We start from the raw sequence: 21,947 nt of genomic DNA, 5'->3' as shown, positions 1-21,947 counted from the left end.
GCCTCCTTATTATTTTATCCATCTCTCAGTACTATCAATATAATAATACATATGAGACCCTGTTATGTAAAGACAGGATCATATTTACGCAGGATACGGATAAACAGTTTTATGGCAGCTCACAGCTTCATTGTACATGACCCGGGACAATCTATCACCTTATTAAGCAGCTTGGAGATTATTTCGTCCTTTTTATCTATCTGTTTTTCTCTGAATATCAGATGATCTTCAAGCATGCCGATCTGTTTCTGCAAATGGTTCAAGCGCTTTTCATAGTCAGCACGTATTTCCTCGTTCCTCACTACAAGAATGCTTATCATCTCATTTTTATCATGTATCAGTGCTTTAAGGGCAGATACATCATCAGAACTGCTGTCATCGCTGAACATATCCAGAAGTACATCTGCAAGCGGCGCAATAGTGCTCTGATACTTAAAGCTTCCGGGATCGTTGTTTTCCGAGAATATTTTCTTGATAGTTGCTTCGGAAATATAACAATTATTCTTTTCAAGCATATCCATGATCTGCGAATTGGTCAGACCATTGTCCTTTTTTACCTTGCGAAGCCTTTCGACTGTATCACGTTTCAGTTTGTTGATTTCCATTTAGTTTACTCCTTTGACGATACTGTAACTGTTATTGATACTTAGAGCCATTTTTTCTTTTTGAAGAATATCAGACTTATTATAACTATCAGGATACTTACTGCAATTACGATAGGATAGGCTGATCTATACTCCAGTTCGGGCATATATTTAAAGTTCATGCCGTACCAGCCTGCAATAAGGGTCAGCGGCATAAAAATAGAGGTTATGACTGTAAGCAGAGCCATAATGCGGTTCTGCTTTATATCAAGCTTTGACTGGTATATATCCCGTATCTGGATCGAATATTCACGGAGCGAGGCTGTAAAATCATGCAGTCTTGAAACGCGCTGTGTAAAAAGATGAAAATAGCGGGTATTATCCTCTTTAAAGAAATCGTTTTCATTTTCTTCAAGTTCCTGACTGAGCTCAAGAAGCTGTTCATAGTGAACTCTGAGGTCACGCAGATCACTTCTGATACGGCTGACTCTCAGTGAGGGATCCTTTTCTTCGCCTTCAAGAATATTGGATTCTATCGTATCAAGTTCCTTGTCAAGATTTTCGAGAGCTATCTGATCCTTAGTCACTATCTGTTCAAGGAAATCGAATATAAAGCGTTCAAGGCTGGGCATTATCCAGCGTTTGGTGCTGATGATATTGTTTATCAGCTTATTCACGAAGCCGCTGTCATCAATAAATACGATACCCTTTTCATCGAGGGCAAATGCGAAGTTTGTATTTGGCGCTGAGATGTTTTCTATGTCGGGCACAGAAAAAGTTCCTGTCAGCGAGTCGTAGTTTACCTCGGCTTTAGTAGAATGGACAGCGGAAAGATCAATATCCATTTCGATACCCATATCAAATTTATTCCTGTTTTCCAGCCATTCGGCTGATGTCAGCACAGCAACGAATTTATCGTTTTTATTTTTGAAGTCCAGCTTCTTGACTTTTTCAAGCGTGTTTTTTATATAGTAATACATAGCCACCACATATATAAGTTAGTCCCGAGCGATCTTTGTATCGCTTCGCGTGTGTATTTGATCATCATATCCTGCATTTACCATTGCCAATACAGGTTTACATTAGTAATTATGATACCATAAATAAGGGGAAATGTCAATTGAAAAGCCATAGGATCCCGAAATCAGGCTCAGGATCGCTATGGCTTTCGCTTTTTGTACGGACTGAAAAAACACGGAGTCTGCCTGATGTGACAGACAAAATCGTTATCTCTTAAAGCTCATAACGTATTGACTCGACCGCCATTGAAAGGACCTCGGAAATATACGGCTTGTCCACTTTATAATAAAAAACAGATCGGATACGCTGAGGATCGTACTCATAAGCGGATTCTATCGCTTTTCTCATATTGCGCTCGACAGCTCGGACATTCGTGCCGTGATCCTCTGCGATCCTGGGATAGAGCTCCTTTGTCAGGGATCTCAGGAGCTCGGGGGAATCCAAAGCCATAAGTATTGCTTTTATGAGAAGATGATAGCCGTTTAGATTAGGGCGTATCCCAAGCTTCTGAACAAATCTGATAACAGTTTTTTCCAGCTGAGCTGTATGCAGGTCTTTATTTTCCATAGACTGATCGGTGGGGAAAAGGTATTTCTCTTTTTCTTCTTTTTCATTGATGATAGTATTGGTCGATAGCATATTGATTCTCCTTTTTTGTTCTTTTTGCTGTGGCTTTTTCTGTTTATTATTTTTCGGTGCCCGATATCATAGATATTGACAGAAAATGCTATAAAACAGAAATTATCGTTTTTTTAAACCTATTTACTACATATGCATTATATCATAAAGGCTGTTTTTATGACAAGTTTTTTTCGGTATAATTTGAGTATATTTTGGGGCTATCCGATTATACCGAAAATATACCTCAAAAGACAAAATGCAGCATTGAATTTAAAAATATGAGCAGTTTCGATTGCAAATTTCCGTTCTTTGTATTCTATGAGAGAGACAAGTTTTTCAGCCGAAGTATCATAAAAAAACGACCGTAAGCAAAACATTTACTTACGGTCGGAGCTTTGTTATATATGATTTTATCAAGACATTATACCATTTCAGAGGTATATCCGTCATTCATATTTTTTGAAAATAAGAGTAGAGTTGTTTCCGCCGAAGCCGAATGAGTTTGAAGCCGCAGCTTTTATATCCTTCTTTATTGCTTCGTTGGGTATATAATTGAGATCAAGCTCGGGATCGGGTTCACCATAGTGTATGGTAGGCGGAAGTATGCCTGTTTCAATAGCCTTGATACAAGCAATGCCCTCAAGAGCACCGCCTGCTGCAAGAGTATGGCCTATTGCAGCCTTGATGGAAGAAACGGGGATATCGTATGCTCTCTTCCCGAATACCTTCTTTATAGCCATTGTCTCGTAAAGGTCATTGAGACTTGTTGATGTACCGTGCGCATTGATATATCCGATCTCGTCGGGTGACATTCCTGCGTCGCGGAGAGCTCGCTCCATAGCATCAGCCATGCCCTCGCCGTCTGTCTTGGGAGCTGTCATATTGTAAGCCTCACAGGTCATGCTCGCACCTGCAAGCTCACAGCGTATCCTTGCGCCTCTTGCCTTTGCGTGCTTCTCTGATTCGATAATTATGCAGCCGCTTCCCTCGCCCATGATGAAGCCGTCACGGTTCTTTGTGAAGGGGCGCGGAGTTTTTGTGGGATCACTGTCAACAGACATTGCAAGCACCTGATTGAAGCCGCTTATAACAATGTTTGAGACTGTATTTGAAAGTCCGCCTGTAATGACCATATCATACAAACCTGACTGTATGAGCTGCTTTCCGAGAGCAACAGCATAGCCTGATGAAGCGCAGGCTGTAGAGACATTGAATGTGGGACCCTGTATACCGTGCTTCATAGCAAGCATTGAAGGGATAGCGCTCGGCATACGCTTTAAAGTAGTGTTCGGCTTGATATCAAGCTCGCCGTCCTCGTAGGAGTTATCGGAAACACCGAAAATAATTGCTATCCTGTCTGCGTTGAGGGTGCTGAAATCAGCACCGCAGTCCTCGATCGCTTCGCCTGCGGCAGCAAGTCCCATTCTTGTTGCCTTTGTTGTTGCACTGAGCTGACGCTTTTTCCAGTATTTTGAAGCAACTGCCTCAAATGCGTCATCGACCTCTGCTGCTATGGTCGTATCGTGTTTATCGGTAGGGATACGTGTTATCTTTTTTACGCCGCTTTTTCCGCTTATAAGGGCGTCCCATAATTCATCGGTATTAAGACCCAGAGCACTTATGGAGCCAATACCTGTTACTACTATCTTTTCCATATTGATCCTTTCTTTACTGCGCGATGTCCGCAAGAGCATTATACAAGACGGCTCTGCTTGTACTGCTTTATGTATTCTCTGTATTTCTCGGGCTCGAATGTGCCGAAATTATCAGAAATATATTCTATGAGCGAAAGAGCCTCGGGAAGTCCCTGCTTTTTGCCAACGAAAACATCGGCATAGCCTATCTCGTAAGCCTGATCCGCAGGTATCATATCACCTGTCATAACAAGCTCATAGGCATTTTTCATGCCGCATATCTCGATATTTCTTGCAACTCCGCCAAGTGCGGGAAGTATGCCGAATGTGGATTCGGGCTGACCTATTCTCGCGCCTTTTTCAAGTATCCTGTAATGGCTGTTTACAGCGATCTCGCTGCCCGAACCGATACAGAATCCCGTTACCACGCTTACTACGGGGAAAGGCAGGCCGCGGAGAAATGTGAAATGGCTCTTCTGCAAAATATGACTTGCAGGAAGTTCATCGGAAGTATCATCGTAAGCTTCCTTTTCTGAGCGCTCGGCAAGTGCGCCTACATCTGCGCCTGAGCTGAAATGTCTGCCGCCGCCATAGATGATCATGCCCTTGATGCCGCCTTTTTCTGCTCTTTCTGCCACCTTTACCATGATCGCTTCAAAGGTGTTCAGAAAAGCAGTTGTCATCATGTTGTTGTTGGGCGCGTCCATAACGAGATGGAGTATGCCGTTTTCTTCGTTTAAACTGATATTGATGATATCACTCATTGCTGCCGCCTCCGTTCTTTACTGCCATAAGACGATAGAAAGCTCTTGACTCGCAGTCCAGCACCTCTGCCGCAGTTCCTGTTCTTGCCTTTACGAAGCAGGCAGTTATCTGATCGGCTGCCCATTTGCTCTTATCCTTGAAAAGTCTTGCTGTCCATTCGTCAATACCCTCGGCAGGGATCACCATATCGAAAAGCTCTGCAAGCTCCTCTGACGGCTCATCGTCTGCAAGGGCGGTGAGGAAGGGTGCTTTTGTGAAGAAAGCTCTGATATCATCATTGATATCACCTGATATCCTGCTGTTTTTTACGATAAGCAGACAGGGACTTCCAAGCTCGGCGTTCAAAAGCCCGCTGAGTGAGGTCATGCCGCTTACCTCCGTCGTATATTCCTTTATTTCTGTTTTTATATCATTCATGAAGATTCCCCCATACTTTTATTGATAATCTGTAACTGCTCTCATGATATAATATTTTTTCTATCCGAGAGCCTGCGCGCTTATACTCTTTTATAAAGTATATCTGCCGCCGATCACATCTTCAAGAGTATATATTTTGCACTTTCTGCTTACTCTTGAAAACTTCTTTATTGCACCATTGGCGCTTACATCAAAGAACTCCTTTACTCCCAGCTCCTCCAGCTTTTTCAGTGCAAGATCCCAGCGCATGGGTGTAAAGACGTTAAGCAGATTTTCCTTTCTGACCTCGTCCACTGTTTTCAGAACTGTCTGATCGAAGACCGAGATGAGTGGATATTCAGGTTCCTTGTAGTCAAGCCTGTTGCAGAGCGAGATGTATTCGGTCGAAAACTGCTCCATAAGAGGATGATGAAAGGCAGTGCCCGTATTCATTGTGAAAGCCTTGATAGCTCCCTCACTCAGACATAACGCGATAGCCTTTTCAACTGCCTCAGCCTTACCGCTTATCATAACGTGGAAGTCGGAATTTCCGCTTCCGATGACCAGTTCATCAGAAGTGAACTTATCGCATAAAAGCTCTTTCAGCTCATCGTAATTGAAACCGATAATGATACCCATATCGAGCTTGAAGCCTTTTTCCTGAAGTCCGCGAAACATCGAAAGATGCGACATAACGATATCATGAGCGTCCTCATGTCTTATTGAACCAAAGCATGCGCTTGCGCTTACTATGCCTGAGCTGTAGCCTGCACCGATATCGGGAATGATGCCTTTACCGATAAAATATTCATACACAACTCTGTCGCAGAGAAAAGGCACCATCCATTCGGCAGCCTTTTCGCTGTGACCCGTGTTCTTATCCATATCCATGTCAAGACCAAGTCTTGCAAAAGCTTCTTCTCTGTATGTCTCATATCTGTCCATCAGTTCGGGAGTGAACTGTGCCAGAAGTTTTTCGGGTTTTGAACCTATGCCGTTAAATAAAAATGCTCTGTTGTACATTATATCTATTGCTCCTCTTATATTTCGGGCACTGATGGGTAAATATAATGACAAAATACATGGATATTTTTGATAGCATATCGTGTCGGTCTCCCTGTATCGGGATATACACGTTCGATCAGTTCCGCCCTGTTTCTGTTTTTAAGAACCATGATCACAGATCTTTCCAATGATTTTGGAGATTTGGGAACATAAAGGTTTTATTGTCCTTATCCGTTTTGTGACCTCGGTACTACGCATGCAGCGTGCCGCGTATTTGTAAACAGTCCATATTCTATAATATCAGATATCTAAACTCTTGTCAATAACAAAAGTGCTGCGATCGATATAATACCATTGAAGCATGGAGCCGTGACGGATGTCAGGACAAATATCACGGTGATACATCTGAAATGTTTAAAAAGGGAATAATATTCCTTGTTCTATGCCATACTATATGTATGGGAGGGATCAGAATGAAGAAAGCGGACTCAACTGAGCTGACACTGAAAAAGCAAACATTGACGGCGTGGGCTAATATACTTTATAAAAAAGGCTTGATAGACGCCGCTCGTCTTGGAAGAATGACGTCAATGATCGAACGTATTGACAAAGGCAGGAAGCACTATACCATTAACAATGATCACTGATCATAGGGTGTGTCGTGAAGATACACTCTTTTTTGATATATGGACGAGGCTCGGCTTTTTGAGTTGACAGAGAGTAGTCGGTATGGTATAATAATATATAAATCAACAAGCCATAAAGGAGATACGGCATATGGATATTTATAGTGTGGCTAATCAGATGAAAATGGAACGTAAGACCATTTTTGATATGAAAATGCGCGTGACGTTCTATGCCCGAGTCTCTACGACCAGAGAGGAACAGGAAAATTCCATTGAAAACCAGATCGCATTTTTCACGGATATGATACAGAAAAATCCGAACTGGAAATATGTTGACGGATATGTTGACCGTGTACGCGGCGAGTCAGCCGAGAACCGCACAAACTTCATGTGTATGGTAGAGGACGGCAAGGCAGGTAAATTTGACCTTATCCTGACTAAAGAGGTCAGCCGTTTTGCAAGAAATACGATCGACAGTCTGACTTATACCCGTGATCTGCTCAGAGCAGGAGTCGGAGTATTCTTCCAGAATGATAACATCTGCACCATAGATACGGACAGTGAGCTCAGACTTACTATCATGTCAAGTATTGCTGCCGATGAAGTCAGGAAGCTTTCCGAGCGTGTACGCTGGGGACATAAGCGTGCCATCGAAAGCGGCAATGTTATGGGAAACAGCCGCATATTTGGCTACGACAAGCGTGACTGCAAGCTTGTTATAAACGAAGAAGAAGCAAAAATGGTAAGGCTGATCTTTGAGCTTTATTCAACAGGCGATTACAGCTCCCGTAAGCTTGAAAAAATCCTCTGGGAAAAAGGTTATCGCAGCCGAAACGGTACTCGAATCCATCATAATACCATTAACAGTATTATTCAGAATCCGAAATACAAGGGCTATTACTGCGGCAACAAGGTCAAGATAGTTGACTATCGGACCCGCGAACAGCGCTTTTTGCCTGAAGAAGAGTGGATAATGTATAAAGATGAAACAGGGGAGGTAGTTCCTGCCATCGTCAGCGAAGAGATATGGGAAAAGAGCAATGCTGTTTTCCGTGAACGCAGTACGGCTATAAAGTCGAGAGGACGTTCCTTTAAAGACAGAAGCGTGTTTACGGGCAAATTATGGTGTAAAGCACATGATAAGCCTTATTGGCGGACAAGCTACTCCAACAGTGTTTCGCAGGGAAAACCAATATATCAATGGGTATGCAGTGAGAAAAAGCGTTCGGGAGCAAAGACCTGCGCTTCGTTCTCAATAATGGAAAATGACCTGTATAAAATGCTGTCGGAGCATTTTCAGAAAATTGCAGACAATATAGATGAGTATGTTACGGATTTCATGCGTATCTATCGTGAAAGCGGACGAGATGTCAGTGTACAGCAGCAGATCAACGAAATGGCTGCTCTTTTGACAAAAGAAAAAGCCAAGCGCGAAAAGCTGCTTGACCTTTATACGGACAATTTAATTACCCGCGACGAATTTTGTGAGCGCAATGACAGTGTCAATGTCCTTATCTCACAGCTTGAGGAGGATATCCACACATTGGAGCTCAAGGCACGGGAAAAAGATGATTACGCAAAGGAAATGGAAAATATTGAAAAATATTTCCGTACAATGTACACTCACGGGCATCAGATGTCCCATGATGAGGTGGACGAAATGACGAAAGCGATCATTGACCGTATAGATGTTGTACCCATAAACGAAGATTCGATGAAGCTGGAGGTCAAGCTAAAGACCAATATATCGGCAGAGATCACCTATGAACGGAGCGAAGGACGGTTCGTTCGGCGTTCCGGACACATCAGTAAGAAGATGATCGACTCATACAAGATGCAGTAACAGCTGTATTGAGTAAAAAAGGGAACGCTGAAGCGTTCCCTTTTGCTGTATTATCTGAAAAGCAGATATGCACATATTGCAGCTGTGAAAAATCCGAATGCTGCACCGCATATAGCCTTTATAAGCGGACTGCTTATGCTGCTTTTGCGTTCTGCGGATATTTCGTCAAGGGGCTTGCCCTCCATGAAAGCCTTTATTTCCTTGTAGGTCTGGATATTGTTTGCCTTTTTCATTTTCTCGACCTTTACAGCCGTGAACATTGTTACGGCGAACAGGATACCCCATATTACTCCGCCCAGCCAGCCGAGATACTTTATCAGCGGAATAATAGAAACGGGTAATGCCAGAAACTCTGCCGCAAACAGCCATGACAATGCATTGAATTTCTTCACGTCATTTTTTTCGATTTCATTTTTCATAGATTCAACATCTCCTTTAACTAATTCGTCAAGAGAAATATTGAAAAGATTTCCAAGGATAAGAAGGCTGTGTATGTCGGGGTAGCTCTTGCCGTTTTCCCAGTTTGAAACTGTCTGGCGGCTGACGTATGCTTTTTCGGCAAGGGTCTCCTGTGACCAGTTCAGCTTTCCGCGGTACTTTTTGATCTGGTTTCCTATTTCCATTTTTTCCTCCTTGGGTTTTTTCTCTTGACTGACACCAGTATAGCATCAGCAGGGAGAAAGGTCTATAAATTTGTTTTTACATTGACCGAAAAAGCTGTCAAAAGACTTTTGCAAGCTATGTAAAAGCTCTTTTACATGGCGAAATACAGGCGTTTGCACTATATGCAAAAGGGCGGACCGCAGTCTGCCCTTTATGTTGAAAAACTTATTTATTCTTGCGTCTTACAACTACGGCTACAAGGTCGGGACCTATGTTAGATGTAACAACAGCACCTATTCTGCCGAACATCTCTGCCTTTTTGCCTGTCTTTTTGGCAAGCTCCTTCTCCACTTCCTTTGCCGCTGTGTCATCTCTGCCGTGGAGCATTATATAAGGAGTCTGAGGAGTCATATTCTTCTCGATTATCTCAACAAGCTTGGGAACGATATTCTTTTCGCCCCTTATCTTGTCAACGGTCTCGGTATTGCCGTCAGCGAACATGATAACGGGCTTCAGTCCCAGAAGCTCTCCCGCAAATGCCTTTGCTGCGGAGATACGTCCCGATTTCTTGGCGTATTTCAGAGTAAAGGGAACTGCGTATATAGCGCTTACGTTGAACCAGTCCTCCAGATATGCCACTATCTCCTCGGGCTCAGCGCCGCGGCGTACCTTCTTCGCGGCTTCCACTACGGGATAGCCGTAGAAAAGGGAATAGCACTTTGAGTCGATATTGTGGATTCGCATTTTTCCCTCGGCTTCGGGATTATTGTCAAAGAAGTCATTTTTGGCTATAACGGAGTTATTGAAGGTTCCCGAGCCCTTGGAATTGATAGATACGCTGATAATGTCTGTGTAGCCCTGCTCGAAGAGCTCCTTGTAGGTCTCCTCGAATACCGTTGGGTTTATCTGAGAATGCTTTGGTATCTCGTCTGTATGTTCAAGAAGCTCATAGAACTCCTGTGTGGACTTGTCGTATATCTCCTTGAAGCTCTCACCGTTAACGGTCAGAGTAAAGGGAATTACCTTTATGCCCAGCTCCTTTATAGTCTCTTTTGGAAGGTCGCAGCATGAATCGGTAAGTATAGCGATCTTATTCATAGTTTTGTCTCCTTTACCATTCGTATTTTGTAAGCTTTCCCTCACGGGAAAGGTCGGGGTAGTCCCACTGTCTAAGCACCTCGTATACCGCTATTGCCACGGAGTTTGAGAGGTTGAGACTGCGCAGCTCATTGCGCATGGGTATCCTTACGCAGCTGTCGGGATTATCGTGGAGAAGCTCCTCGGGAAGTCCTTTGTCCTCACGCCCGAATACAAGATAGGCGTTGTCGGGGTATTCCGCTTCACTGTGGACGTGAAGTCCCTTTGTGGTGAAGTAGAAGAAGTGACCGCCCTTATTTCTTGCGAAGAAGTCATCGAGGCTGTCATAATAGGTGATGTCCAGCTTGTCCCAGTAGTCCAGACCTGCACGTTTAAGATGCTTGTCGCTGACCTCGAAGCCCAGCGGACGGACGAGGTGGAGCCTTGCTCCCGTAACGGCGCAGGTTCGGGAGATATTCCCCGTATTCTGCGGTATCTGGGGTTCTACAAGGACGATATTCAGGTTTTGCATAAATATCCTTCTGTTTTTTTATTATTATTTCTATTCCGCCTGCGGCGGAGAAAATAGGCTTGTTTATTTGGCGTATATCGCCTTTATACAGCAGTTATTGGGAGAAAAGTCCGTTTTCAGTACTGTTTTTATATCGCTGTCGGTCATATCCTTCCAGTTATTATCAATATAAATGAAGGACCGATCTTTCTCGGATACAGTTTTGTATTTAATTTCGCCGTAGTCGGCGTCCTCTCCCTCCACAGGAGCTCCCTTGGTATAGGTGATGACTATTGCATAATCAGTAACATCTATGGGAGTATCAAGGTCTATGGTGTGATATCCGTGATAGTCAAGCTTTGCGTCCTGAGAATATAGAAGCTCCGTAAAGTCCTCGTTGTATATCTCTATCTTTATATCCTGCTCGTCAAAGTCATTATATGTACCTACTGCGGCAAGCTTTCCTGCCTTGTGGAAAACATTGGCAGTTTTCGTGCTGTCTCCTGTCTTGACATATCTGTCAGACTCATTGCCTGCGTCATAGCTGAGTACCTCGCCGTATTTATCGGTGGCGGAGTGGCTTATGGCGTATTCGAGGGGAGCACTGTAGGATATATAATAATAGCACGCTGAGCCTAAAGAACTGTTATAGGTTATCCATGCACCGTCCTCGGAAGCAGGCTCCTTGAAGTATTCCTTGGGAAAATGGTCATCGTAGCCTATAATAGTCACATCGTGGTCGAAATCGTCATCTTTTGTGTAGTTAATGGTGCGGTAGGTACCGAACCAGCCTTTTTTTCTGTCATCACTGTCAAGAATACCGATAGCGACTCCGCCTCTTTTGCGGATATTCTCCTTTATGGCTTCTCTGTCGTTTTTATCAAGAATGACAGAGCTGTCAAGAGCGAGGTCACCAAAGCCGTTTGACAGGCTTAATATCACTATCCACTGCGAACCGCCCAGTTCTTTTTCGTCTAATCCCTCTTTTACAAAGAAGCCCTCGTCTTTTTTATTTAAATAGGTGAAATCAAGAAGCTTCATGGGATCGATTGAGATATAGCTGCCGTTTTTCTTGAAATATGCAGTCTCCATACTTGCAGCCGCTGCATGGAGCCAGCAGGTGCCGTACTTCTGAGACTTCATCTCAAACTCAGTCATCTCGTCTGCGAGATTATAGTATCCGTCAGTTCCGTGAACGTAGTCGTAAACCTTTTTCGCCTTTGTTGTTGCTTCGGCAGTTGTTGTCACTTCTGTAGGAGCAGGGAGCTCTTCAAAGGGCTCGTTATTGTCGGAGCAGCTGAATACAGACAGCATACCTGCAAGTAAAAGGGATAACATAAGCAGCTTTTTCATTTTTTCTTCCTTTCATTGTATCGGAATAGTTCTGCGTTTTTTTCAGATAATAATATTGTCCGCGCTGCGGATAATAAACTATCGGAGCAACAGATATGAATATGAAGTCACTTGCTAAGGGTGCGGCTGCCGGAGCTGTGGCAGGCTTTGCCGTTTATGCCATGGCTAACGCCCGTCCCATGAAGAAAATGAGCATAAAGCGTGATGCGGGGAAGACACTAAAGGCTGCGGGAAATCTGCTTGACGACATCAAGTCGGTGATCATGTAGGCTCGCCCGAATTGCGCCTGAATCCCAGATAGCTCTCGAGGATAAGCACTGCCGCCACTGCGTCAACTACAGCCTTGCGCTTTTTGCCGCGGGTATTGGTGACATTCAGCGCATTATGGGCTGAAACTGTGGTACAGCGCTCGTCCCAGAGCTTGACGGGACAGCCTGTGAGCTTTTCCAGCTCCTCGGCGAAGAGCTTGCATTTTTCGGCTCTTTCGCCAACTGTACCGTTCATGTTCATGGGGTAGCCCACAACTATCTGTTCGGCACGCTGTTCTTTTGCGAGAGCAGCGGTTTTTTCTATACATTTTGTGAAGTCCTTTTCGGCGATGACGGTGACGGGAGAAGCTATCATTTCGCTTTTTCCGCAGACAGCGATACCCGTTCTTGCGTCGCCGAAATCAACTGACATTATTATCATTATATGTTCCTTTTTTATCTGTAGGGAACGCCGCCCTCAGCGTTCCGTTTGTTATGTAACGTGTTCCGCGGAACGGCGGGGCGCCGTTCCCTACATTTGGGCGGATAATATCCGCCCCTACTCTCTACTTTCTACTCACTACTTACTGAAATCAAAATTCAGCAAAGCTGAATTTTGATTTACCACGGCTTTACTGTGCCGATTATATCCTTGACGGAAGAAATTCCCTTGCTGTTCAGCCAGTCGTTCATTTCCTCCACTATGCGTACAGGTGCATACGGGTCTGTGAATATTGCAGCGCCGACCTGTACTGCGGAAGCTCCTGCCATCATGAGCTCTATGGCGTCACGTCCGGAGGACACGCCGCCCATGCCGATAACAGGGATATTGACTGCGTTGGCTACCTGCCATACCATGCGTACAGCAATAGGAAATACAGCAGGACCGCTCATGCCGCCTACGTTGTTGCGGAGTATGGGTCTGCCTGTGTTTATGTCTATCCTCATGCCGAGGAGGGTATTTATCAGCGATACTGCATCAGCTCCAGCGGCTTCAACAGACTTCGCTATATCAGCAATGCTTGTAACATTTGGGGAGAGCTTTACCACAAGGGGCTTCTTTGTAACTGCGCGAACTCTCTTTGTTACCTCGGCTGCCATTTCGCAGCTTGTACCGAATGCAGCTCCGCCCTGCTTTACGTTGGGGCAGGAGATATTCAGCTCTATCATATGTACATCGGTATCTTCAAGCTTTGCAGCTACCTCTGCGCACTCGTCGGGAGTTGAGCCTGCGATATTTGCAAGAACTACAAGGTCCTTTGTGAGCAGATAGGGCAGCTCGGTCTCGATGAAATGGTCGATACCCGGGTTCTGGAGTCCTACTGAGTTCAGCATACCCGAGGGAGTTTCAGCGATTCTCGGTGCAAGATTTCCTGTGCGGAGGTGAAGGGTAGTACCCTTTGTGGCGATTCCGCCCAGCTTGTCAAGAGGGAAAAGCTCCTCGTATTCGCGCCCGTAGCCGAATACTCCCGAAGCAGGGATTATAGGATTCTTGAAGTCTACGCCGCAGACCTTTACAGACATATCAGCCATTACCAGAGCACCTCCTCAGCCTTGAATACGGGACCGTCCTTGCAGACGTGAGCGAAATATTCCTCGTCATTGCGGACTGTGCGGCAGGCACAGCCAAGACAGGCTCCGATACCGCAAGCCATGCGCTCTTCGAGGGATATCTCGCAGTATATGTTTTTCTCCTTGCATATTGCCGCAATGCCTTTCAGCATGGGCATAGGACCGCAGGCATATACAGCGTCGATTCCGCCTTTTTCGGCAAGCTCGGTGAAAGGCTGAGTTACAAAGCCGTGAATACCTGCCGAGCCGTCATCGGTGCATAGAATGGTCTCAGCGCCTGTTTTGCGGAAGTCCTCCTGAAGTATAACTGCGGAAGCGTTTCTGAATCCGCTTATGGCAGCGGCTCTGTCGCCGTAAGCTTTTGCAAGGGGCAGCATGGGCGGTGTACCGATACCGCCGCCGATGAGAACGACCTTTTTGAAGTCAGGGTTAACTGTGAAGCCGTGACCGAGAGGCGCAAGAATATCGATAAGGTCGCCTGCATTTAGCTTTGCAATCTCGGCAGTACCCTCACCGCGTATCTCGAAAACGATACGGAGAGTGCCCTTTTCCTTGTCGATGCCGCAGATGGATATAGGTCTGCGGAGAGTGAAGCCCTTTGCTCTTATATGTACGAATTGTCCGGGACATGCAGCAGCAGCCACTTCCGGACATGAAATGGTGAAGCTGTATATCTCACGGGCAATAGCGGATTTTTCTTTTATAATGTATTGTCCCTGTGTGTATTTCATATTAACCTCCTTTTAAATCATAATTTACGTTTGTAGGGGCGGATATTATCCGCCCGAAATGTAGGGGACGGCGTCTCGACGTCCCGTTTGGTAGGGACGTTTTCCGAAAAACATTAAGGGACGCCCTCTCTTGCAGGGCCCCCTAATCGGGTCCGTCCCCTCTGTCGCGCTGCGACATCTCCCCATCTTATGGGGAGTCACTCTGTCAAAGTAACACAGTCCCTTTGGAATCCCGTTCATATCCTCAGGAAGTTATTACGTTAAATTATGATTTATACTATTATATCACATTGTCGGGGATTTATCAAGATATTGTTTTCGCAAAGCTTTTATTTCAAAAAGCGTGAAAAGCTGCAAAAAAGTTTGAAAATCAATAATAAAGTATGATAAATTCAAAAAAATCTCAAAAAACGATTAAAAACGTCCCAAGATTATACTTGCAGTTCATACGAACCTGTGATATAATCATATCATCACAGGAGAGGAGATAATGACTATGAGCAGACTTATCCCTGGCACTACAATGAAGTTTTCAGAGCAGGCAAGAGAATCGGCGTTTTCGCTTATTTCTCCCGTTCTTGAAGCTACAGGCGGTCTTACGCTTTCCCAGCTCTCAAAGCTCACAGGTCTGGAGGGCACTACCATTCAGAACTGGATAAAGCGCGGCTGGGTATCGGCTACCAAGGGCAAGAAATACTCCGAAAAGCAGATACTCCGCATACTGCTTATCAATATGCTCCGCAAGGCTATGAAGCTGGAGGACATTGCAAATCTTATGCGCTATATCAACGGCGACGTGGAGGATACCTCCGATGACATCATCGAGGATATACTCCTTTACGATATCCTTTGCAGGATAATCTTTACCGCAGAGGACGAGGGCGCCTTTGATACAGAGCGTATCAAGTCTCTGGTGGCAGGTGAGATCGCTGACAACAACAACGAGATCGCTGACGCGGAAAAGCTCAGAAAGGCTATGTACGTCATGGTAATGGGCTACAGAAGCGGCTGTCTCAGGACTGAAATGGAAAAGGGATTGGAAGTAATACTGGACGAGATGTAATTTTTAGGGGTAAACATTACACGATATAGGAATTATGGGAGGTTTTGGAAATGAATGTTGTAACTGCAATACTAATGAACAAGAAAAAGATCATCAAGCTTTTTGAAGTATCAAAGGCATATTCGGCAGACAGTGCCAAGTCTCTTGACGAGCTGGGTATCTTCAATCCCGATGCCACATTTGAGCTTCTGTACGACAATGTTATATCGGCAACAGAGGACGGTAAGTATTATCTTAACAGGAATTAAAGCAACAGACCTACTAAAGGAGTTGATAATATGGCAGTATTTGTCCCACCTGTATTCTTAATAAAGAAAAAGAGGATAATCAGAGCGCTGATGAAAGCCAATGCTTATTCGGAAGCCAACGCAAAGAGACTCGACGAGATAGGATTGTTCAATCCTTATAGTTTCCCGTTCGTTACTCTCAGAATGGTAAAACGCAACATCATATCAGTCACAGATGACGGAAGATATTACTTAAACAGATAATCGCATATCAAAGGAGAATCACTATGGGTGTTAATGTTAGGGAGATCAATGGAAATGCTCCCAGAAAAGCAAATTTAAAGGGCGTAAAGTGGATAGTTATAGGAGCTGTTGCTATTTTAGCAGCTGCAAATTCCTTTACTATAGTTCCCGCAGGTAATACGGGAGTCGTACTCACTCTCGGCGAGGTATCCAGTACTCCGCTGACAGAGGGCTTCCACCTGAAAGCTCCCTTTATCCAGACAGTTGAGGATATGTCAAACAAGATCCAGGTATATGAGACACCTGCTTCGGCAGTCTCAAAGGACCTCCAGACCGTTAGCAGCAGCATTGCTGTAAACTACAAGCTGGTATCGGACAAGTCGCCTGAGATGTACAAGACAGTCGGTGTTGACTATCAGACCATACTCATCACACCTGTAGTTCAGGAGTGCATGAAGTCGGCAACTGCCAAGTATAACGCAGAGCAGCTCATTACAGACCGTGAGTCTGTAAGCAACGAGGTAAAGACTGCCCTTGACAGCAAGCTCAATTCCTACGGTATCTATATAGAAAAGTTCAACATCGTGAACTTTGATTTCTCGGCTGAGTTCAACACAGCTATCGAGGCAAAGCAGGTGGCTGAGCAGAATCTGCTCAAGACCAAGACAGAGCAGGAGCAGGCTAAGGTGATCGCAAATACCGAGGCTGAAAAGAAGGTCATAGCTGCCAAGGCTGAGGCTGAGGCTATACTCAAGCAGGCACAGGCACAGGCTGACGCAAACAAGCTTCTTGAGGAGTCCCTTTCCGATAAGGTCATTGCTTACGAGCAGATCCAGAAGTGGGACGGCGTAATGCCAAAGGTAACAGGCAAGGACGGCGGACTTCTTATCGATGTCAATATTGACGACAGCGCTGCATCAAGCGCCAAGACCAACTAATCGATATTATCTTTCGGGGGGAATAAGCGCTGCTCTCGGAGCAGTAATATATGACTTCCTTCTCTGACAAAGGGTGGAGAGGGGAACTCATCTGACCAAGATAGGGATAGGAGCTCGGTCATAAAAGGAGCTCCGAAACAAAAAGTGCGGAGTCGGGGGACTGCCGCACGTTGGGGTAAACATTATTTCATATTGCGGAGCATTTCCGAAAGCTTATGTAGGGGTACATAAGCTTTTTCTTTTGAAAGGACGCGCTTTGCGCGTCCTTTCAAGTTGAGAGTTGAGAGTGTAGGGGCTGCCTTTGGGCGCACGTCCAAATAACTGTTAATTAAGGGACGTCGAGGACGCCGTCCCCTACAATGTTTTCATGTTGCTTGTACTGTTACTTGCGGGCTGCCAAAGGCAGCCCCTACAATTCCGAATTAAAAAGGACGCCCAGCGGGCGTCCTACTACTCTCTACTTTCTACTCACTACTCACTATTAAATGCCGAGGAGCTTTTCTGCGCTGCGGAAGAATATGAGCTCCTTTTCTTCATCGGTGAGGGGGAGCCTGTTTATCATGTCTATCTCATTGGCAGGCTCGTCCCACGGACAGTCACTGCCGAAGAGCACTCGCTCCGCGCCCTGCTTCTTTATTATGCGCAGAAGCTGCTCGTCACTGATAAAGCGTGATATAACGCTGACATCGAACCACAGGTTATGGAATCTTCCTGCGGTATACTTTTCAATATCGTCCCACAGATTCAGTCCGCCAAGATGTGCCGAGACTATTTTCAGCTTCGGGAACGTTCCTGCAACTGCGGCAAAGCTTTGCGGTGTGGCTTTTATTTCGTCCTTTGAGTAGGGATCCCAGCCGCCGTGGAATACGGCGATAAGTCCAAGCTCCGCTATTTTTTCGTATATGGGGAACATTCTCTCCTCATCGGGGCGGAAGTTCTGATACTCCGAGTGGAATTTTACTCCGTACAGTCCGAGAGCCTTTATGCGCTCAACTTCCGCAACAGTGTTCTCTGCGTCGGGGTGGACTGTTCCGCAGCAGTAAAGACCGTCTCCCATAACAGAAGCTGCCCAGTTGTTTATTGCCTCCTGCTGTGAGGGCTTTGTGGCTACGGGGAGCAGCATTGCACGGTCTATGCCGTTTTCTTCAAGCTTGCGGCGCAGTCCGCTGACAGTGCCGTCTGTGGCAGGCTCAATGCCGCTGGTAAGGGCAAGTCCCGCAACGGCACGTTTCGCAAGCTCATCGGTAAATGCATGGGTATGGAAATCAAAATACCTCATCGTACATCACTCCATTACGTGTTCCATAGCGTGATAGAAAATAGTTTTTACGTGGTCATCGCAAAGGGAGTAGAATATGGTCTTTCCGTCGCGGCGGGAGCTTACAAGCCGAGCCTGCTTCAGCACTCTCAGCTGGTGTGATATGGCGGACTGGGTCATACCTAAAAGCCTCGCTATATCACAGACGCACATCTCGCTCTGACAGAGCACGAAGATTATCCTAATCCTTGTGGAGTCGCCGAAGACCTTGAGAAGCTCCGCAGCTTCATAGAGCACGGCTTCATCGGGCATGACCCCTGCGACCTTTTCTACTATGTCCTTATGCACTCCGTGAGTGCCGCAAATGTGTTCGTCCATGTCGTTCTCCTTATCTCATTATCATCAGTACTGCGGCAACTGTGGCTATCGTCAGCAAAAAGCCGATAGTGCAGGTGGCGCAGGCGAATTTATCGTAGACGTATTTTTTGTTTTTTGTCAGAAATACCGTGGAGCTTCTGTCGCTGCGGTAGAGCTTGCTGCGCAGAAGACCCTCTTCGGGGAAAACATTGGGGTATTCTGTTCCGTCAATGGTGTAATATGCTACCTTGAAGCTGCCGCGGGGGCTTTTATCTATGTGTGAAAACACAGCCTTGTGCTTTTTTGTGAAGAAAAGCCGCACAAAAAAGAAGCACAGCAGCATCAGTGAGACGGTGTATATGAGTCCGAGAAGCGCCGCTCCTGCCGCAAGGAGATAAATGGTTTTAACTCCCAGAATGATGCACAGGACTACTATTATCACGATAACAAGTATGAACTCCATAAAACGCCCGCCCCCTTTGTTTTACAGCGATTTACACATATTATTATACCACATAACACAGGATTCGTCAATTGCCGAAATAAGCGGAGCATTGCTCCGCTTAATCCATTTCTTCGTGTATTATTTCCTTTAACTCACTGCTGCTTGCGGTGAAGCTTTTCAGCTGCGCAAGGAGCTGCTCTGCACGGGCAAGGCAGTCAGCGGAGGTCTTGCCGCGGAAGTACTTGTTCTCGCGGCGTGAATCGGTGAGATACCTTGCGGCAAGCTCTCCCGTGAGCCACAAAATGCCGTAATACAGTGAATCGACCTCCTCGGCTGTGAGAAGTCCGTCCAGTCCCTGCGCAAAGCCGCCTGTCATTTCGCGGACTGCGCTGAGGTCGGGAGGACCTTTACGGCAGACCGAACGCACAAGGTCTCCGTAGTCAATAGCCGAATAGCCGTACATCACCGTGTCAAGGTCGATAATAACAGCGGGACTGTCCATGATAATGTTGTCCGGCTTTGCGTCGCCGTGTATCACACGTTTTTTCAGGGAGCCCGTGAATACCTGTCCAAGTTTGCTGCGGAGACGATCAAGTTCTCGCAATATTTCGGGGGCGATACCGTTCTGTGCGGAGAGCTCCGCAAAATACCTGTCGAAATCGTGGAAGCCCTCTATGGCAGGCGTGCTGTTGAGCTTGGTCCCGTCCATTATCCGCATAAATGTGCCAAAAGCCCGTCCCGCTGCCGCGGCATCAGCCGCGGCTTCTGCGGTCGCCGTGATATAGCTGTAGATACGCCATACTTCACCGTCGGCGACCGCATAGTTTTTATCGCCGCAGGCGATAAAATGCGGGACTGCTGTGTGGTAGCAGTCAGCCTTTGCAAAAGCCGCTTCAACGCGGCTGATGTTGTCCATAACAGCTTCGGGAGCACGGAATACAGACCTGTTCAGCGACTGGAGCACGTATTTTTCACTGCCGCAGACAGAAAGAAAGGTTCGGTTTATGTGACCTGCGTTCAGCTCCGTGAGCGTATCGGCTTCGGGAAGCCCGAAAAGCGTGGGTATATTGCGGATATCCAAAGTATCACCTCTTGATTAGTGAGTAGAGAGTAGTAGGGGCGGATATTATCCGCCCAAGCTTTTAGCCATTAGCCGTTAGCCTTTAGCTTGTAGGGATGCGCATTGCGCGTCCGTCAATTATATGAAAACTCTAAATGACACACTGTAGGGGCTGCCTTTGGCAGTCCGTAAATTAAAAATGGAGAATGTAGGGGCGGCGTTCCGCCGCCCGCAAGTTAATGGTAATTGAAAAGGGCGGATAATATCCGCCCCTACGATTTGATTTGTGTTGTTTTGCCGCGTAATGTGCTGTAAGCGAAAGCAGAATATCATTTTTTTATGATAGTGAGCGAGCTCGCGAGCGACAACGTGGCAAGGGTGCAGCGTCACGCTGCTAATTCTTCAGGCTCTGCATAGGTGCAGGGATACGTCCGCCGCGGTTGATGAACTTGGCTGAGGACTTCTCGCGGATAGGCATAACGGGTCCGCTGCCGAGGAGTCCGCCGAATTCGAGGGTGTCGCCCTCCTTTTTGCCGATAGCGGGGATAAGGCGTACAGCCGTGGTCTTGGAGTTCACCATGCCGATAGCAGCTTCGTCTGCGATGATAGCGGAAATGGTCTCGGGAGCTATCTCGCCCGGAACTACTATCATGTCAAGTCCAACGGAGCATACAGCTGTCATGGCTTCAAGCTTTTCAAGGCTGAGAACGCCTGCAACTGCCGCGTCTATCATGCCTGCGTCCTCGGATACGGGGATAAATGCGCCCGAAAGTCCGCCGACTGTTGATGAAGCCATTACGCCGCCCTTCTTTACTGCGTCGTTGAGCATTGCAAGGCAGGCTGTTGTGCCGTGAGTACCGCACATCTCAAGTCCCATTTCCTCAAGGATATGAGCAACGCTGTCGCCGATAGCAGGTGTGGGAGCAAGTGAAAGGTCAACGATACCGAAGGGTACGCCAAGGAGCTCGGAGGCTCTTGCACCTACAAGCTGTCCCATACGGGTTATCTTGAATGCGGTCTTTTTGATTATGTCCGCGATCTCATTTATTGAAGCGTCAGGGTACTTTGTAAGAGCTGCGCGTACAACTCCGGGACCCGAAACGCCGACGTGTATCTCGCAGTCAGGCTCGCCTACGCCGTGGAAAGCTCCTGCCATGAAGGGATTATCCTCAACGGCATTGCAGAATACCACAAGCTTTGCAGGTCCTATGCAGTCGCGGTCAGCAGTCTTTATTGCAGCTTCCTTGACTATCTGTCCCATGAGCTTTACAGCGTCCATGTTGATACCCGACTTTGTAGAGCCGATATTTACAGATGAGCAGATGTTCTGAGTAACGTCCAGAGCCTCGGGGATAGACTTTATGAGAGCCATATCTCCTGCGCTGAAGCCCTTATGCACCAGTGCGGAATATCCGCCGATGAAGTTTACTCCGCAGGTATCGGCTGCTCTCTGGAGCGCCTTTGCAAATTTAACGGGGTCAACGTCGGGACAGGCAGCTGCCAGCATAGCGATAGGAGTTACGGAAATACGCTTGTTTACGATAGGTATGCCGTACTCTTTCTCTATCTGCTGTCCGACAGGAACGAGGTTTCCTGCCTTGGTCACTATCTTGTTGTAGACCTTTTCGCAGGCTTTGTCTATATCCGTGTCGAAACAGTCAAGGAGAGAGATACCCATAGTGATAGTACGGATATCAAGGCACTCGTCCTGTATCATGCGGATAGTTTCAAGTATATTATATACGTTAAGCATTGAACGTACTTCCT

General features: G+C 46.2%; 26 protein-coding genes. 7 read left to right on the top strand and 19 right to left on the bottom strand.

From position 1 onward, the window contains the following. Window positions 1-119: 119 nt before the first annotated feature. The 7 genes from N774_RS0108380 to N774_RS0108350 form a co-directional block, all read right to left on the bottom strand. Window positions 120-605 (bottom strand): hypothetical protein, encoded by a 486-nt coding sequence (locus N774_RS0108380; protein WP_024860815.1) that lies wholly within the window; start codon window positions 603-605, stop codon window positions 120-122. 41 nt (window positions 606-646) lie between these two features. Next, window positions 647-1,564 carry a magnesium transporter CorA family protein gene (locus tag N774_RS0108375; RefSeq protein ID WP_024860814.1) on the bottom strand — a complete coding sequence of 306 codons (918 nt, stop codon included), beginning with the start codon at window positions 1,562-1,564 and terminating at the stop codon, window positions 647-649. A 253-nt stretch (window positions 1,565-1,817) separates the two neighbouring features. Continuing rightward, window positions 1,818-2,243 carry a sporulation initiation factor Spo0A C-terminal domain-containing protein gene (locus N774_RS0108370; protein ID WP_024860813.1) on the bottom strand — a complete coding sequence of 142 codons (426 nt, stop codon included), beginning with the start codon at window positions 2,241-2,243 and terminating at the stop codon, window positions 1,818-1,820. 428 nt (window positions 2,244-2,671) lie between these two features. Further along, window positions 2,672-3,880 (bottom strand): beta-ketoacyl-[acyl-carrier-protein] synthase family protein, encoded by a 1,209-nt coding sequence (locus N774_RS0108365; RefSeq protein WP_024860812.1) that lies wholly within the window; start codon window positions 3,878-3,880, stop codon window positions 2,672-2,674. A gap of 38 nt (window positions 3,881-3,918) precedes the next feature. Next, a complete protein-coding gene (locus N774_RS0108360) occupies window positions 3,919-4,623 on the bottom strand; it encodes an enoyl-CoA hydratase/isomerase family protein (RefSeq protein ID WP_024860811.1) in 705 nt (234 codons plus the stop codon). Next, complete coding sequence (locus N774_RS0108355) at window positions 4,616-5,041, bottom strand: hypothetical protein (protein ID WP_024860810.1); 426 nt, start codon at window positions 5,039-5,041, stop codon at window positions 4,616-4,618. The genes N774_RS0108360 and N774_RS0108355 overlap by 8 nt, the downstream gene beginning before the upstream one ends. A 90-nt stretch (window positions 5,042-5,131) precedes the next feature. Then, complete coding sequence (locus N774_RS0108350) at window positions 5,132-6,043, bottom strand: ACP S-malonyltransferase (RefSeq protein ID WP_024860809.1); 912 nt, start codon at window positions 6,041-6,043, stop codon at window positions 5,132-5,134. A 455-nt stretch (window positions 6,044-6,498) separates the two neighbouring features. On the opposite strand from N774_RS0108350, the gene N774_RS19180 reads away from it, so the two are divergent. Next, window positions 6,499-6,672, top strand: a complete 174-nt coding sequence (locus N774_RS19180; RefSeq protein WP_155250380.1) for a hypothetical protein — start codon at window positions 6,499-6,501, stop codon at window positions 6,670-6,672. A gap of 130 nt (window positions 6,673-6,802) precedes the next feature. Then, window positions 6,803-8,494 (top strand): recombinase family protein, encoded by a 1,692-nt coding sequence (locus N774_RS0108340; RefSeq protein WP_024860808.1) that lies wholly within the window; start codon window positions 6,803-6,805, stop codon window positions 8,492-8,494. 50 nt (window positions 8,495-8,544) lie between these two features. Here N774_RS0108340 and N774_RS0108335 read toward each other — a convergent pair whose 3' ends face one another. The 4 genes from N774_RS0108335 to N774_RS0108320 form a co-directional block, all read right to left on the bottom strand. Next, window positions 8,545-9,117: a helix-turn-helix domain-containing protein gene (locus N774_RS0108335; RefSeq protein WP_024860807.1), complete on the bottom strand. Its 573-nt coding sequence runs from the start codon at window positions 9,115-9,117 to the stop codon at window positions 8,545-8,547. A 205-nt stretch (window positions 9,118-9,322) separates the two neighbouring features. Continuing rightward, window positions 9,323-10,195 carry a DegV family protein gene (locus N774_RS0108330; protein ID WP_024860806.1) on the bottom strand — a complete coding sequence of 291 codons (873 nt, stop codon included), beginning with the start codon at window positions 10,193-10,195 and terminating at the stop codon, window positions 9,323-9,325. A gap of 13 nt (window positions 10,196-10,208) precedes the next feature. After that, window positions 10,209-10,706: a tRNA (uridine(34)/cytosine(34)/5-carboxymethylaminomethyluridine(34)-2'-O)-methyltransferase TrmL gene (gene trmL / locus N774_RS0108325; protein ID WP_024860805.1), complete on the bottom strand. Its 498-nt coding sequence runs from the start codon at window positions 10,704-10,706 to the stop codon at window positions 10,209-10,211. Window positions 10,707-10,769: 63 nt separating this feature from the next. After that, window positions 10,770-12,038 carry a lectin like domain-containing protein gene (locus N774_RS0108320; protein ID WP_024860804.1) on the bottom strand — a complete coding sequence of 423 codons (1,269 nt, stop codon included), beginning with the start codon at window positions 12,036-12,038 and terminating at the stop codon, window positions 10,770-10,772. Between the two features lie 95 nt (window positions 12,039-12,133). Here N774_RS0108320 and N774_RS19460 point away from each other — a divergent pair, with 95 nt between their 5' ends. Next, a complete protein-coding gene (locus tag N774_RS19460; RefSeq protein WP_196231541.1) occupies window positions 12,134-12,307 on the top strand; it encodes a hypothetical protein in 174 nt (57 codons plus the stop codon). Here the strand turns inward: N774_RS19460 and ruvX are convergent. The 3 genes from ruvX to N774_RS0108300 form a co-directional block, all read right to left on the bottom strand. Further along, window positions 12,300-12,728, bottom strand: a complete 429-nt coding sequence (gene ruvX, locus N774_RS0108310; RefSeq protein ID WP_024860803.1) for a Holliday junction resolvase RuvX — start codon at window positions 12,726-12,728, stop codon at window positions 12,300-12,302. The genes N774_RS19460 and ruvX overlap by 8 nt on opposite strands. Before the next feature lie 179 nt (window positions 12,729-12,907). Then, window positions 12,908-13,819: a dihydroorotate dehydrogenase gene (locus tag N774_RS0108305; RefSeq protein WP_024860802.1), complete on the bottom strand. Its 912-nt coding sequence runs from the start codon at window positions 13,817-13,819 to the stop codon at window positions 12,908-12,910. Then, window positions 13,819-14,589, bottom strand: coding sequence for a dihydroorotate dehydrogenase electron transfer subunit (locus tag N774_RS0108300; RefSeq protein WP_024860801.1), 771 nt, complete (start codon window positions 14,587-14,589; stop codon window positions 13,819-13,821). The genes N774_RS0108305 and N774_RS0108300 overlap by 1 nt, the downstream gene beginning before the upstream one ends. A gap of 496 nt (window positions 14,590-15,085) precedes the next feature. Between N774_RS0108300 and N774_RS0108295 the strand changes: the two genes are divergently transcribed. From N774_RS0108295 to N774_RS0108280, 4 genes are read left to right on the top strand one after another with little or no spacing between them, the layout of a single operon-like run. After that, on the top strand, window positions 15,086-15,652 hold the full coding sequence (locus N774_RS0108295; RefSeq protein WP_024860800.1) for a DUF1836 domain-containing protein: 567 nt from the start codon (window positions 15,086-15,088) through the stop codon (window positions 15,650-15,652). Between the two features lie 50 nt (window positions 15,653-15,702). Beyond that, window positions 15,703-15,900, top strand: coding sequence for a hypothetical protein (locus N774_RS0108290; protein ID WP_024860799.1), 198 nt, complete (start codon window positions 15,703-15,705; stop codon window positions 15,898-15,900). A gap of 30 nt (window positions 15,901-15,930) precedes the next feature. Beyond that, window positions 15,931-16,143: a hypothetical protein gene (locus N774_RS0108285; RefSeq protein ID WP_024860798.1), complete on the top strand. Its 213-nt coding sequence runs from the start codon at window positions 15,931-15,933 to the stop codon at window positions 16,141-16,143. A 23-nt stretch (window positions 16,144-16,166) separates the two neighbouring features. Further along, window positions 16,167-17,060, top strand: coding sequence for a prohibitin family protein (locus N774_RS0108280; protein WP_024860797.1), 894 nt, complete (start codon window positions 16,167-16,169; stop codon window positions 17,058-17,060). Window positions 17,061-17,541: 481 nt separating this feature from the next. Here N774_RS0108280 and N774_RS0108275 read toward each other — a convergent pair whose 3' ends face one another. The 5 genes from N774_RS0108275 to N774_RS0108255 all read right to left on the bottom strand — a co-directional run bounded on the left by N774_RS0108275 (window position 17,542) and on the right by N774_RS0108255 (window position 21,933). Continuing rightward, complete coding sequence (locus tag N774_RS0108275) at window positions 17,542-18,339, bottom strand: amidohydrolase family protein (RefSeq protein WP_024860796.1); 798 nt, start codon at window positions 18,337-18,339, stop codon at window positions 17,542-17,544. A 6-nt stretch (window positions 18,340-18,345) separates the two neighbouring features. Further along, complete coding sequence (locus N774_RS0108270; RefSeq protein ID WP_024860795.1) at window positions 18,346-18,696, bottom strand: ArsR/SmtB family transcription factor; 351 nt, start codon at window positions 18,694-18,696, stop codon at window positions 18,346-18,348. Window positions 18,697-18,706: 10 nt separating this feature from the next. Further along, window positions 18,707-19,138, bottom strand: coding sequence for a hypothetical protein (locus tag N774_RS0108265; RefSeq protein WP_024860794.1), 432 nt, complete (start codon window positions 19,136-19,138; stop codon window positions 18,707-18,709). A gap of 100 nt (window positions 19,139-19,238) precedes the next feature. Then, window positions 19,239-20,201 carry a phosphotransferase enzyme family protein gene (locus N774_RS0108260; RefSeq protein ID WP_024860793.1) on the bottom strand — a complete coding sequence of 321 codons (963 nt, stop codon included), beginning with the start codon at window positions 20,199-20,201 and terminating at the stop codon, window positions 19,239-19,241. Window positions 20,202-20,574: 373 nt separating this feature from the next. After that, complete coding sequence (locus tag N774_RS0108255; protein ID WP_024860792.1) at window positions 20,575-21,933, bottom strand: PFL family protein; 1,359 nt, start codon at window positions 21,931-21,933, stop codon at window positions 20,575-20,577. Window positions 21,934-21,947: the final 14 nt, after the last annotated feature.

The sequence above is a fragment of the Ruminococcus flavefaciens AE3010 genome (assembly GCF_000526795.1).
In the GTDB taxonomy this organism is placed as follows: Bacteria; Bacillota; Clostridia; order Oscillospirales; family Ruminococcaceae; genus Ruminococcus; species Ruminococcus flavefaciens_D.
Note: the sequence above shows the minus strand (reverse complement) of the source record. Positions and strands in the feature narration are given on the sequence as shown.